The 12,173-nt window shown below is 66.2% G+C and carries 13 protein-coding genes; 9 read left to right on the top strand and 4 right to left on the bottom strand.

Going from position 1 to position 12,173, the window contains the following annotated elements; genetic code table 11:
* Both ACFQU0_RS19760 and ACFQU0_RS19765 read right to left on the bottom strand, forming a co-directional pair.
* Window positions 1–605 (bottom strand): DHH family phosphoesterase (locus ACFQU0_RS19760; protein WP_382203641.1); only part of this gene is annotated, 605 nt, incomplete at its 3' end.
* Entirely contained in the window at window positions 602–1,498 is an 897-nt protein-coding gene (locus ACFQU0_RS19765; RefSeq protein WP_382203643.1) for a phosphoglycerate mutase, read from the bottom strand. The genes ACFQU0_RS19760 and ACFQU0_RS19765, both read right to left, overlap by 4 nt.
* 46 nt (window positions 1,499–1,544) lie before the next feature.
* Here ACFQU0_RS19765 and ACFQU0_RS19770 point away from each other — a divergent pair, with 46 nt between their 5' ends.
* From ACFQU0_RS19770 to ACFQU0_RS19780, 3 genes are read left to right on the top strand one after another with little or no spacing between them, the layout of a single operon-like run.
* Entirely contained in the window at window positions 1,545–2,801 is a 1,257-nt protein-coding gene (locus ACFQU0_RS19770; protein WP_382203645.1) for a lipoprotein-releasing ABC transporter permease subunit, read from the top strand.
* On the top strand, window positions 2,794–3,579 hold the full coding sequence (gene lolD / locus ACFQU0_RS19775) for a lipoprotein-releasing ABC transporter ATP-binding protein LolD (protein ID WP_382203646.1): 786 nt from the start codon (window positions 2,794–2,796) through the stop codon (window positions 3,577–3,579). Before ACFQU0_RS19770 ends, lolD begins: the two co-directional genes overlap by 8 nt.
* A gap of 15 nt (window positions 3,580–3,594) precedes the next feature.
* On the top strand, window positions 3,595–5,844 hold the full coding sequence (locus ACFQU0_RS19780) for a CHASE2 domain-containing protein (RefSeq protein ID WP_382203647.1): 2,250 nt from the start codon (window positions 3,595–3,597) through the stop codon (window positions 5,842–5,844).
* Window positions 5,845–5,872: 28 nt separating this feature from the next.
* Here the strand turns inward: ACFQU0_RS19780 and ACFQU0_RS19785 are convergent, their stop codons facing one another.
* Together ACFQU0_RS19785 and ACFQU0_RS19790 are read right to left on the bottom strand one after the other, a co-directional pair.
* On the bottom strand, window positions 5,873–6,913 hold the full coding sequence (locus ACFQU0_RS19785) for a M48 family metalloprotease (protein ID WP_382203649.1): 1,041 nt from the start codon (window positions 6,911–6,913) through the stop codon (window positions 5,873–5,875).
* A gap of 10 nt (window positions 6,914–6,923) precedes the next feature.
* On the bottom strand, window positions 6,924–7,502 hold the full coding sequence (locus ACFQU0_RS19790) for an SH3 domain-containing protein (RefSeq protein WP_382203651.1): 579 nt from the start codon (window positions 7,500–7,502) through the stop codon (window positions 6,924–6,926).
* A gap of 227 nt (window positions 7,503–7,729) precedes the next feature.
* Here ACFQU0_RS19790 and soxC point away from each other — a divergent pair, with 227 nt between their 5' ends.
* The 6 genes from soxC to ACFQU0_RS19820 all read left to right on the top strand — a co-directional run bounded on the left by soxC (window position 7,730) and on the right by ACFQU0_RS19820 (window position 12,109).
* A complete protein-coding gene (gene soxC, locus ACFQU0_RS19795) occupies window positions 7,730–9,061 on the top strand; it encodes a sulfite dehydrogenase (RefSeq protein WP_382203653.1) in 1,332 nt (443 codons plus the stop codon).
* 13 nt (window positions 9,062–9,074) lie between these two features.
* Entirely contained in the window at window positions 9,075–10,136 is a 1,062-nt protein-coding gene (locus ACFQU0_RS19800) for a c-type cytochrome (RefSeq protein ID WP_382203655.1), read from the top strand.
* A gap of 124 nt (window positions 10,137–10,260) precedes the next feature.
* Entirely contained in the window at window positions 10,261–10,716 is a 456-nt protein-coding gene (gene soxY, locus ACFQU0_RS19805; RefSeq protein ID WP_382203657.1) for a thiosulfate oxidation carrier protein SoxY, read from the top strand.
* A gap of 56 nt (window positions 10,717–10,772) precedes the next feature.
* Entirely contained in the window at window positions 10,773–11,084 is a 312-nt protein-coding gene (soxZ, locus tag ACFQU0_RS19810; RefSeq protein ID WP_382203658.1) for a thiosulfate oxidation carrier complex protein SoxZ, read from the top strand.
* Window positions 11,085–11,190: 106 nt separating this feature from the next.
* Window positions 11,191–11,961: a sulfur oxidation c-type cytochrome SoxA gene (gene soxA / locus ACFQU0_RS19815; protein WP_382203662.1), complete on the top strand. Its 771-nt coding sequence runs from the start codon at window positions 11,191–11,193 to the stop codon at window positions 11,959–11,961.
* A 16-nt stretch (window positions 11,962–11,977) separates the two neighbouring features.
* Complete coding sequence (locus ACFQU0_RS19820; protein WP_382203660.1) at window positions 11,978–12,109, top strand: hypothetical protein; 132 nt, start codon at window positions 11,978–11,980, stop codon at window positions 12,107–12,109.
* Window positions 12,110–12,173 lie beyond the last annotated feature (64 nt).

A 12,173-nucleotide genomic window follows, 5' to 3' on the forward strand; every position in this document is an offset into this window, starting at 1 on the left:
ACACCCACGCCCGCGATGGATTTGCTCTCAAACGTGCAGCCGGGCTGGTTGGGGTTGACGATCACACAGTCATCGGGCACCACGGGCTGGCCGTTCATCACGGCGGGCAGGTGGTGGTCGGTGACCAGCACCTGCAGGCCCAGGGCGCGTGCGGCGCGCACGCCGTCCAGGCTGGCGATGCCGTTGTCTACCGTGACCAGCAGGTCCGCGCCACTGGCCTTGACGCGCTCGGCAATGCTGGGCGTGAGGCCGTAGCCGTCGTTGACGCGGTCGGGCACGAGGTAGGCCACGTTGGTAAAGCCCATGGGCGCGCCCAGCAGCCGCAGGCCACGCACGCCCACGGCACAAGCGGTGGCGCCGTCGCAGTCGTAGTCGGCCACGATGGTGATGCGCTGGTGGGCGGCCATGGCGTCGGCCAGCAGGCGCGCGGCGGCCTCTGCGCCTTTCATGGCGCTGGGCGGGATCAGGCGGGCGAGCGTGTCGTCGAGTTCGTCGGGGCTGCGCACGCCGCGCGCGGCGTACAGGCGCGCCAGCAGCGGGTGCACGCCGCTTTGCTCCAGCGCCCAGGCGGCGCGGGGTGGCACGTCGCGGGTGATGAGTTTCATAGGGTGGTCAGGAAAGTGGTGTCGGGTTGGCGCAGGGCCTGGCGCAGGCGGCGCCACACAGAGCGGGGCTGTGTGGCAAAGGTCTGTGCCGCGCGCTCGCCGCTGAGCGTCAATTGCAGCGCCTCGCCCGCCTGGGCGCGGGGCAGCCAGTGGGAGGCGATGTCGGCGGCTATGGCGGCCCACGCGGCGTGCGGATCCCCAGTTGCCAATCGGCCGTCCACCACCATCCCAGGCCGGGGGGCGTGGGCCTGCGCCAGCGCACCAGCGCCCGTCACCCAGAAGGCGTTGATGGGCAGTTGGCCCCGTGCCTGGCGTTCGTCATTGGTGGGGTGGGTGTAGAACAGCATCTGCATTTCGTTCTGCAGGCGGCGCAAGCCTGGGTGGTGGCCGGTGGAGGCCTGCAGCATCTCAGGGGTGATGGGGCGGCCGGTGGCGCGCCCCAGCGACCAGGTGCGCAAGTCCCTGAACACCTCGCCCTTGGCCAGCCAGGCGCCGGGCTGGGTGGGGTGCAGCGCGATGCCGTCTTCCGCAAAGTAGGGCTCGGCGGCGCGCATGAGGGCCTCGGACGCTGCGGCGTCGAGCGCCAGTGTGTCGGGGTCGGCCAGGGCCACGTACTGCGCGCCCACCTGCCAGTGGCAAGGCGTGATCCAGGCGCAAGGGGTGCCCACCGTGCCAGTCTCAAATGCCGCCCAGGGTGTGTGACCCGGTTCGGTATTCAGGCCGTTGTGGCGGGCCACCACCAGCTCGTGGGGCAGGGCAGGGCTGTCTTCAGGGGTGTCGAGTCGCCCGGCGGGCGCCATCAGGCCCAGCAGACGTGTCAGTTCTGGGGGCGGGGTGAGAACCGCACCGACAGGCGCGGGGGGCAGGGGAATCAGCAAATGCGTGGCGTGCATGGGGGGGATTGTCCGGGATGCCACAATGCCGGCCGGAATACGACGCATGCAAATCCCCTACGAACTGTCCCTGGGCTGGCGCTACACCCGCGCTGGCCGCGCCACCCGGCGCAACGGCTTCATCTCTTTCATCTCGGGCGTGTCCATGCTGGGCATTGCGCTGGGCGTGGCCGCCCTCATCATCGTGCTCAGCGTGATGAACGGTTTTCAGAAAGAGGTGCGCGACCGCATGTTGGGCGTGCTCTCGCACGTGGAGGTGTTCACGCCCACGGGTGAGGCCATCCCCGATCTGCCTACCACTTTGGCCGAAATTCAGCGAAATCCAGAGGTGATCGGGGCGGCGCCTTTTATCGGCGCCCAGGGCCTGATCGCGCGGGGCGAGGACATGAAGGGTGCCATCGTGCGTGGCATCGACCCGGTGCTGGAGCCCAGCGTCACCGACCTGGCCGCGCAGCTGTCGCAAACGGTGTTGCCGCGCCTGGTGCCGGGCGAGTTTGGCATCGTGCTCGGTGGTGAGCTGGCGCGCAGCCTGGGCGTGCGCCAGGGCGACACGGTCACGCTGATCGCGCCCAGCGGCCAGATCACGCCGGCCGGTGTGGTGCCGCGCATCAAACAGATGACGGTGGTGGGGGTGTTCGACTCCGGCCATTTTGAGTACGACTCGGGCCTGGCCCTGCTGCATCAGGACGACGCCGCGCGCATCTTCCGCCTGGAAGGCCCCACCGGCGTGCGCATCAAGCTCAAAGACTTGCAGAAGGCGCGCGAGGTGGCGGTGCAGATCGCCGGCTCGCTCAGCGGCGACCTGCTGGTGCGCGACTGGACCCGCCAGAACCGCACCTGGTTCGCCGCCGTGCAGCTCGAAAAACGCATGATGTTCATCATCCTCACCCTCATCGTGGCGGTGGCCGCCTTCAACCTGGTGAGCACGCTGGTGATGACGGTGACCGACAAACGCGCCGACATCGCCATCCTGCGCACCCTGGGCGCCAGCCCGCGCAGCATCATGGGCGTGTTTGTGGTGCAGGGGGCTATGGTGGGTGTGATTGGCACCCTCAGTGGCCTGGCCCTGGGCCTGTTGGTCGCCTTCAACATCGACACCCTGGTGCCGGCACTGGAGCGTTTGCTCGGCGCCGCCTTTTTGCCGCAGGACATTTACCTCATCAGCCGCATGCCCAGCGATCCGCAATCGACCGACATTGTGCCGATTGCGGTGATTTCGCTGGTGCTGGCTTTTGTGGCCACCCTGTACCCCAGCTGGCGCGCCAGCCGCGTGAACCCCGCGGAGGCGCTGCGCTATGAATAACACCCCCACGCTCCCCACTTCGTTGGGTTCGCTGCCCCCCGAGGGGGCTCGCCCGCCTTGGGGCGGCCCGGCGGCGGGCGCTCAAGTGGTTCTCCAGGCCAGCGGCCTGACCAAACGTTTCCACGAAGGCCGTCTCGACGTCACTGTGCTCAAAGGCGTGGACCTGCAGGTGTTTGCCGGTGAAACCCTGGCCATCGTGGGCGCCTCGGGCTCGGGCAAAAGCACCTTGCTGCACCTGCTGGGCGGGCTGGACGCGCCCACCGCTGGCAGTGTGACGCTGCTGGGCCAGAACCTCGCCACGTTGGGTGCCGCCCAACAAGGTGATTTGCGCAACCGTCACCTGGGTTTTGTGTACCAGTTCCACCACCTGTTGCCCGAGTTCAGCGCCCGCGACAACGTGTCCATGCCTTTGTGGATACGCCGCCAGCCGCGCGAAGAAGCCGGCCGCACGGCGGCCGAGATGCTCGCCCGCGTCGGCCTGGCCGAGCGGCTGGCGCACCGGCCGGCCGAGCTGTCGGGCGGTGAGCGCCAGCGGGTGGCCATCGCCCGTGCCTTGGTCACGCGCCCGGCCTGCGTGTTGGCCGACGAGCCCACCGGCAACCTGGACCGTGGCAGCGCGGGCGCGGTGTTTGAGCTGATGCTCGAGCTGGCGCGCTCTCAGGGCACCGCCTTTGTGCTGGTCACACACGACGAAAGCCTGGCCGCTCGCTGCGACCGCCGCTTGCGCCTGACCTCCGGTGAACTGACCGAAGACCCGATCACACCACCCCATCTCTGACGCAGGAGCCCCACCATGGCACGCTGGATCAAGCTGGTTTTGCGTCTCGCCACGGTGTTGTTGCCTCTGTTGCTGGCGTTGCTGCACGTCACGGGCGTGCAGCGCCAGGACTGGTTGAGCCGGCTCGAAGCGGCCGCCTACGATGCACGCCTGCTGGCCGTGATGCCACGCACGCTGGACGAGCGCATCGTCATCCTCGACATCGACGAAAAAAGCCTGGCCGAGCTGGGCCACTGGCCCTGGCCGCGCCACCACCTGGCCCGCCTGGTGGAGCGCCTGTTTGATGAGCAGCAGGTGGCCGTGCTGGGCATGGACATCGTGTTTGCCGAAGCCGACGACCGCTCGGGCCTGGGCCAGCTCAAGGCCCTGGCCGAAGGCGAACTGCGCAACGAACCGCGTTTTGTGGAGCGCCTGCCCGAACTGACCCGCCGGCTCGACCACGACCAGCGTTTTGCCGATGCCCTGCGCGGGCGCGAGGTGGTGCTGGGCTACTACTTCACCAGCGACCGCAACGGTTTGCGCACCGGGCGCCTGCCGCCGCCCGTGGTCACCGAAGCCGATCTTCAGGCGCAGGGTGGTGCACCGTTTCGCGCCACGCTGTGGGACGGCCATGGCAGCAACATCGCGCCCTTGGCCGAAGCCGCACCGCGCGCGGGCTTTTTCAACCCCGTGGTGGACAGCGATGGCCTCGTGCGCGCGCTGCCCTTGCTGGCCCGGTTTGAGGGCGCGTACTACGAGTCGCTGTCGCTGGCCGTGTTGCGCACTGTGTCGGGTGGGGCCAAGGTGGTGCCCGAGGTGGCACCAGGTACCGAGGGCTGGGCGGGTGGCCCGGTGCTGGCGGCCGTGGGACTGGACCTGGGCGGCAGCCGCATGCAGATCGCGGTGGACTCACGGGTGGCGGTGCTGGTGCCCTTCCGTGGCCCGGGCGGGCCTCAAGGCGGCTCGTTCCAGTACGTTTCGGCCGCCGACGTGGTGGCCGGCCGCCTGGCCCCCGGCAGCTTGCGCGACAAGATCGTGTTGGTGGGCACCACCGCCCCCGGTTTGCAAGATCTGCGGGCCACACCTGTGGGCGAAGCCTACCCCGGCGTGGAGACCCACGCCAACCTGATCTCGGCCTGGTTGGACGGCCATGTGCTGGTGCAACCCGACTACGCACCGGGCTACGAATTGCTGGTGTTGCTGGTCGCGGCGGCGTTGCTGCTGTGGGGCCTGCCACGCCTCAAGGCCGTGTCGTCGGCCATGCTGGCGGCGGCCCTGATCGCGCTGCTGGTGGGGGCCAACCTGTGGCTGTTTGCACGGCACGGGCTGGTGCTGCCTGTGGTCAGCCCGGTGTTGCTGGTGGTGCTGGCCTATGTGCTGCACACCAGCTACGCCTACTTCATCGAAACCCGCGCCAAACGCGAGCTGGCTCAACTGTTTGGCAGCTACGTGCCTCCCGAACTGGTGGACGAAATGGTGAAGGCGCCCGAACGCTACAGCATGCGCGCCGAGGAGCGCGAGCTGACGGTGATGTTCAGCGACATGCGGGGCTTCACCCAACTGTCCGAGACCATGGGTGCGGCCGAACTGCAGGCCTTGCTCAACCGCGTGTTCAGCAGCCTCACCCACGAAATCCGCCAGCGCCGGGGCACCATCGACAAATACATGGGCGACTGCGTGATGGCTTTCTGGGGCGCGCCTGTGCCCGAGCCGGAGCATGCCCGCCTGTCGGTGCTGGCGGCCTTGGCCATGCGCCGGGCCGTGGCCCAGATCAACCTCGATCACCGCCAGCGCGGTTGGCCTGAGATTGGCATGGGCGTGGGCCTCAACACCGGCGTCATGTGTGTCGGAGACATGGGGTCGAACCTGCGGCGCTCCTACACCGTGATCGGCGACGCGGTCAACCTGGGCTCACGCCTGGAGGGCCTGGGCAAACACTACGGTGTGGACATCGTGGTGAGCGAAACCACCCGGGCCCAGGCCGGTGACGGCTTCACCTGGCAAGAGCTGGACACGGTGAAAGTCAAGGGCAAGGACGCCGCCGTGGCCATCTACACCGCGCTGGACGCCGAGGATGCGGTGGGCAACGAATTGGAACGTTGGGCGCAGTGCCTGCAAGCCTGCCGCCATCAGCACTGGCCCCAGGCCCAGGCCTTGCTGGACGAACTGCGCGAGACGCAGCCCGGCAAAGTGTTGTACGCGCTGTACGCCGAGCGCGTGGCCGACTGGCGTCAGAAGAAGCTGCCGGCCGATTGGCGCTGGGTGACCAGCTTCGAGACCAAGTAGGCGGCCGCCACGCTCAGGCGGCGGGCGCCTATTTTTTGGCGGGCTGAGTGGCGGCCGGCGTGGCCGAGGTCTGCGTCACCCTTGCCCGCACCGGCACCTGGCGGGCGGCGCCATAGCGGTCGAACTGCTGGCCCATGGCCGTTTGCAGCGACGCCAGCCGCTGGCCGGTGGGCGGGTGGGTGGCCAGGGCGAGCAGGTAGGCCGGGTCGTCTGGGCGCACAGTGGACAAGGTTTGCAGCACCGTGGGCAAGCCAAAGGGGTCCATACCGGCGCGCGTGGCCAGCGACACGCCAAGGGCGTCGGCCTCAAACTCGTCGGCGCGGTCCAGGCCTTTGCTGTACAGGTTCTTCCCCAGGTTCATGAGCTGCGTGGCGACCACGCCCTCGACGTTGTTGCGCACCTGTGAGCCGATCAGCTGCGTGGCCAGCCCAGCGCGGGCTGATGCGCTCAGGGCTTGCAGGTGGTGCTTTTTTTCGACGTGGACAATTTCGTGTGCCAGCACGCCGGCCAGCTCGGCTTCGCTGAAGGTGCGGTCCAGCAGCCCCTTGGTGACGAACACAAAACCCCCAGGTGCGGCAAAGGCGTTCACGCCGGGGTCGTCCAGCACCACAAACAACCAGGGCAGTTGCGGGCGGCTCGAATGCAGCGCCAGCCAGCGGCCCAGTTCGTTCACGTAACGTTGGGTGCGTGCGTCTTTGAGGGCCGGCTTGGCACCCAGCAGCACGGCCGCCAGGTTGCGGCCGATTTCAATCTCTTTGGGCTCGTCGATCTTGTCGATCGATTGCATCAACAATTGCACCAGGCTCAAGGCTTCCCCGGCCGACGAGCCGCTGCCGCCCAGGGGCAGGTTGGCCGCCACGGCGGGCATGCTGGCACCGGCCGCCTGCACGCTGCTGCCCAGTGAACGCAGCGCATCGGTGATGGAGCCGCCGCTGCCGCCGCCCGAGGTGGGTGCGGTGGCCACACAGGCGCTCAGGCTGGCGGCGGCCAGCACGGCTGGCAGCAGGCGCAGGCCCGTGCGGCGGGGGCGTGGGCTGGTACGTGTGCTGGTACGTGGGTCGTGTGTCATGGCAGCGTCCTCACTGTGCAAGCGTGCCGGCGCCAGGCGCCGAGGAGGGAGGGGCGGGGTTGAGGTCGGCCACTTCGCGCGGGCGCAAACCGGCGCGCTGGGCAAACTGGCGGGCTTGTGGCTCGCTGACCTTGTGCTGGCCGGCGGCGTCCACCGCGGCCAGGTTGGGGGTGGCGTTGGCCAGGTCGTCCGCGTCCAGCCCACGGATGCCCACGGTGGAGGTGGCCACGGTGGTGGGGCGGGTGCCGCCGGCGCCGAAAGCCTGGCCCAGGGAGCGCAACGCACTGGTGCCCGTGCTGGGCGCCGCGGCGGGGGTGGCCTGTGCGCCGCTTTGCAGGTCAAACATGTGCAGCCAGCCGGTTTTGCCGTCGCTGGTGCGCACACGGCGGAACGGCCCCTGGCGCTCGTCTAGCCGGGTGACCACGGCGTTGGCGGGCAGTGGCGTCGATTTGGCATCGGGCTGAGGGGCCTCGCGCAGGGCCACGTCGCGCTTGACCGTGAATTGCTCCTGGCCGTGCGCCCAGGGCGCCAGCAGCCAGCCGGCACACACGAGCAACGCCAGCCTCCAAGCGTGTGTTGCAGTGGTCATGTTTGCTCCTTGAACACCCCGTCAAAACAATTGACAAAGTTTAACGTTCATGGGCAACACCGCCCAGCCACACAAGGGGGCAGGCGGCTGCGATGCTCCGCCGGTGGGAACGAAGACATCAGGGTTTGTTCGTATCTGAATATCAGCAAGTACGAATATACTTCGGACATTCCCCAAGGTCTGCGCCCCGTTTCAGGGCGGGGCCACCTTCAAAAAGGAAGCGCGCTGTGTCCGACGAACTGAGTCAAACCATTGGGCGGGTCGTTCCCGCGCCCGAGAATTTCCTCGACGCCGAAAAGCTGGAGCTGGCTCGCAAGGCCCGCCGCAGCTTCATGGGCAAGGCCCTGGCCATGGGGGCCGGTGTGGCCGCATCGGCCAAGGTGGTGGCGGCCGACGGCGAAGAGGCCATCCTCAAAATGCCCGAGCACACCACCGGTTTGGGCCTGCCTGTGGTGACCGACGGCTACGGCAAACCCAGCAAGTGGGAAGCCAACCTGCAGCGCCGCCAGAGCCCGGGACTGACCCGCGTCAACCAGGCGTCGGTGAGTTTCACGCCGCTGCAAGGCCTGTTCGGCATCATCACCCCCAGTGGTCTGCACTTCGAGCGTCACCACCAGGGCTGGTGGGACATCGATCCTTCCAAACACCGCCTCATGGTCAACGGCCTCGTCAAGCGCGAGCGCGTGTTCACCATGGACGACCTGATGCGCCTGCCCAGCGTCTCGCGCATCCACTTCATCGAGTGTGGCGCCAACTCGGCCACCGAATGGGGCAACGTGGCCGTGCCCACGGTGCAGTACAGCCACGGCATGGTGAGTTGCTCTGAGTTCACCGGCGTGCTGCTCTCCACCCTGCTGGAGATGTGCGGCATCGACAAGAAAAAGGCCAAATACGTGCTGGCCGAAGGCGCCGACGGTTCGTCCATGACCCGCACCATCGACATCGAACGTGCCATGGACGATTGCATCGTGGCCTGGGGCATGAACGGCGAAATGCTGCGCCCTGAAAACGGCTACCCGCTGCGTCTGGTGGTGCCGGGCGTCCAGGGCGTGAGCTGGGTCAAGTACCTGCGCCGCATCGAGGTGGGCGACGAGAAGTACGCCACCAAAGATGAAGCGGTGCACTACATCGACCACATGCCCGATGGCACACACCGCCAGTACACCGGCATCCAGGAGTGCAAGAGCGTCATCACCACACCGTCAGGCGGGCAGACGCTGCTGGACAAGGGCTTCTACAACGTCACTGGCCTGGCCTGGTCGGGGCGTGGCAGCATCAAGCGCGTGGACGTGAGCACCGACGGCGGGCGCAACTGGCGCACCGCCCGCCTGGAAGGGCCAATTCTGGACAAGGCCTTCACCCGCTTCAACATCGACTGGGTCTGGGACGGCAAGCCCGCCATTTTGCAAAGCCGCGCCATCGACAGCACCGGCTACGTGCAGCCCAAGATCAACCAGCTGCGCGCCGTGCGTGGCACCCGTTCGGTCTATCACCAGAACGCCATCCAGTCGTGGCTGGTGGGGGCCAACGGCGAAGTCTCCAACGTGCAGGTCTACTGAGAGAGTGCCGACCATGAAAAAACGTATCGTTCTCGCCATGGCCGCGTTGGCGGTGGGTTCTGCTTTTGCCCAGGCCAAACCCTGGCATTCGATTGGCCGCGACGCCACGCCGGCCGAAGTCAAGGCCTGGGACATCGATGTGCGCCCCGACTTCAAGGGCCTGCCCAAGGGCTCGGGCAGCGTCAGCAAGGGTGAAGAGGTGTGGGAGGCCAAGTGCGCGTCCTGCCACGGCAGTTTTGGTGAGTCCAACGAGGTGTTCACACCCATCATTGGCGGCACCACCAAGGCCGACATCGAACGTGGCCGGGTGAAGAACCTGGAGCAGGGCTCCACCTTCCCGCAGAAAACCACCATCATGAAGGTGGCCACCGTCTCGACCATCTGGGACTACATCAACCGCGCGATGCCCTGGAACGCGCCCAAGACGCTGACCACCGAGGAGGTGTACGCCACCACGGCCTACCTGCTGAGCCTGGCCGAGATCGTGCCTGCCGATTTCACATTGTCGGATCAGAACATCGCCGAGGTGCAAAAACGCATGCCCAACCGCAACGGCATGGTGTTCTACGAGCCGCTGTGGAAGGTGAACGGCAAGGGTGATGTGAAGAACGTGGCCTGTATGAAGAACTGCCCGGTGGACGAGAAAATCCACTCCTCGCTGCCCGACTTCGCCCGCGACGCCCACGGCAACATCCAGGAACAGAACCGCGTGATTGGCCCGGTGCGCGGTGCCGACACCACCAAGCCCGCGCCGGCCAGCATGCCGGCCAAGGGTGCCGCTGCGGCGGCGCCAGTGGTGGTGGCCGCAGCCGGCGGGGCGGGCGACGTCAAAGGTTTGCTCGCGGCCAACGCCTGCACCGCCTGCCACGGTGTCACCAACAAAATTGTGGGTCCTGGCTTCAACGAGATACTGGTCAAACAAAAAGGCCAGGCCAACCTGGAAGACTATCTGGTGGGCAAAATCAAGAGTGGCGGCTCGGGCGTGTACGGATCGGTGCCGATGCCGCCCCAGCCGCAGATCGGCGACGCCGATGCGCGCACCATCGCCAAATGGATTGCCGCCGGTGCGAAGTGATCTGAGCGAGCGATTTATTCAGAATATAAGCAACCAATCGTAATCCCTGATGCCAACGACTTCGGGTCAGCGTAAGCTCCCGCCTATTGCTGGCCCTGTCCCCCCTTTTTTCAAGGAGTCATTCATGAACAACACCCGCCGTAACGTCCTCAAGACCTCGGGCGCCCTGGGCACGCTGGTGGCGCTGGGTCTCATCACCGAAAAGCAGGCGCTGGCCCAGGCCAACCGCGCCGGCTTTGAAGCCAAGAGCCTGGCCGACGCGCTCAAGGCCGTGGGTGGCACACCGGCCACCAGCGATCAGGTCACCGTGGTCGCGCCCGACATTGCCGAAAACGGTGCCGTGGTGCCTGTGGGCGCCACCAGCAACCTGGCCAACACCACCGAAATCCACCTGCTGGTTGAGAAGAACATCAACCCGCTGTCGGCCTCCTTCTTCATTCCTGCCGGCACCGAGGCCAGTGTGCAGACCCGTCTGAAGATGGGCCAGAGCACCAACGTCATTGCCGTGGTCAAGGCCGATGGCAAGTTGTACTCGGCCACCAAGGAAACCAAGGTCACGCTGGGTGGTTGCGGCGGCTGATGCCGCAGACTGTACCCAAGACTTGATCCGATTCACGAATTCTCAGGAGAAACACCATGGCAGATCCGATGCGCATCCGTGCCGCCCACAAAGACGGCGTGACCGAAGTCCGCGTGCTGATGTCCCACCCGATGGAAACCGGCCAGCGCAAGAACGCCGCCGGCGACACCATTCCCGCCCACTTCATCACCGAAGTGGACGCCACCCACAACGGCAAGAGCGTGCTCAAGGCCCAGTGGAGCACCGCCGTGTCGCAAAACCCCTTCCTGTCCTTCAAATTCAAGGGCGGCGCCAAGGGCGACAAGCTGGCGGTCAAGTGGGTGGACAACAAGGGTGAAACCCGTACTGACGAAGCGGCCATCGCCTGATAAGGTGGGGGTCAGAGTCACGGCCGGCCAACAGGCTGGCCGTTCTCTTTTGTTTGACAGCATAAAAAGGAGACATGCGATGGAAAACAAACGCTGGATCGCGGCCATGGTGCTCGCGTCGGTGGCCTCGGCCGCTTCGGCGCAGTCGGCGGCTGATGGCATTGCCAAGTACCGTGAGATGTTGCAAGACGGCAACCCGGCCGAGCTGTTCGAAATGAAGGGCGAGGAGCTGTGGAAGCAGGTGCGTGGCCCCAAAAAAGCATCGCTTGAAAAATGCGATCTGGGTGAAGGGCCGGGCGTGCTGAAGGGCGCGTTTGTGAAACTGCCACGCTACTTTGCCGACACCGGACGGATGCAGGACTTGGAATCGCGCCTGGTGACCTGCATGGAAACCTTGCAGGGCTTCAACGCCGCCGAGGTCATGAAAACACCGTTTGGCCGCGGCGAAATGGCCAATGTGACCGCGCTGGCCACCTACGTGGCAACCCAATCCAAGGGCATGCGCTTTGACCTGCCACAAGGCCACGCCGAGGAGCGCAAGTTCTACGAGCTGGGCAAACGCGCCTTCTTCCAGCGCGGTGGCACACACGACTTTTCGTGCGCCACCTGCCATGGCGAAAACGACAAACGCATCCGCTTGCAAGACCTGCCCAACCTGACCAAGAACCCGGGCGACGGCGTGGGTTTTGCGGCCTGGCCCGCCTACCGCGTGTCTAACGGTCAGATGTGGAGCATGCAGCTGCGCCTGAACGACTGCTACCGGCAGCAACGTTTCCCCGAGCCCAAGTTCGCCAGCGACGTGACGATTGCGTTGGGTGTTTATATGGGCGTCAACGCCAAAGGCGCGGAATCCGCTGTGCCCACCATCAAGCGCTGAAGCAGGAGACACACACATGAACAAAACCACCTGGATGTTGTTGCCCGCCGCTGCTGTGGTCCTGTCTGCCTGCAGTTCGGCGCCCAGCCCGGCCGACTACGACAAGATGGCCGAAGCGATGACCAAAAGTTGGCGGATTCAAATCTGAAGTGCAACACCCTTGGTTTCAATGAACGAGGGTGGAGTGTTGGGGGCTGTTCAGGAGCAGCTCC

Origin of the sequence: Hydrogenophaga defluvii (assembly GCF_042665235.1) — a bacterium.
Lineage (GTDB): Bacteria > Pseudomonadota > Gammaproteobacteria > Burkholderiales > Burkholderiaceae_C > Hydrogenophaga > Hydrogenophaga defluvii_A.

Bases quoted from the DNA above. Each gene is read 5' to 3' on its own strand.
- ACFQU0_RS19765 (WP_382203643.1), bottom strand. From the start codon at position 1,498: ATGCACGCCACGCATTTGCTGATTCCCCTGCCCCCCGCGCCTGTCGGT.
- ACFQU0_RS19770 (WP_382203645.1), top strand. From the start codon at position 1,545: ATGCAAATCCCCTACGAACTGTCCCTGGGCTGGCGCTACACCCGCGCT.
- lolD (WP_382203646.1), top strand. From the start codon at position 2,794: ATGAATAACACCCCCACGCTCCCCACTTCGTTGGGTTCGCTGCCCCCC.
- ACFQU0_RS19780 (WP_382203647.1), top strand. From the start codon at position 3,595: ATGGCACGCTGGATCAAGCTGGTTTTGCGTCTCGCCACGGTGTTGTTG.
- ACFQU0_RS19785 (WP_382203649.1), bottom strand. From the start codon at position 6,913: ATGACACACGACCCACGTACCAGCACACGTACCAGCCCACGCCCCCGC.
- ACFQU0_RS19790 (WP_382203651.1), bottom strand. From the start codon at position 7,502: ATGACCACTGCAACACACGCTTGGAGGCTGGCGTTGCTCGTGTGTGCC.
- ACFQU0_RS19800 (WP_382203655.1), top strand. From the start codon at position 9,075: ATGAAAAAACGTATCGTTCTCGCCATGGCCGCGTTGGCGGTGGGTTCT.
- soxY (WP_382203657.1), top strand. From the start codon at position 10,261: ATGAACAACACCCGCCGTAACGTCCTCAAGACCTCGGGCGCCCTGGGC.
- soxZ (WP_382203658.1), top strand. From the start codon at position 10,773: ATGGCAGATCCGATGCGCATCCGTGCCGCCCACAAAGACGGCGTGACC.
- soxA (WP_382203662.1), top strand. From the start codon at position 11,191: ATGGTGCTCGCGTCGGTGGCCTCGGCCGCTTCGGCGCAGTCGGCGGCT.
- ACFQU0_RS19820 (WP_382203660.1), top strand. From the start codon at position 11,978: ATGAACAAAACCACCTGGATGTTGTTGCCCGCCGCTGCTGTGGTCCTG.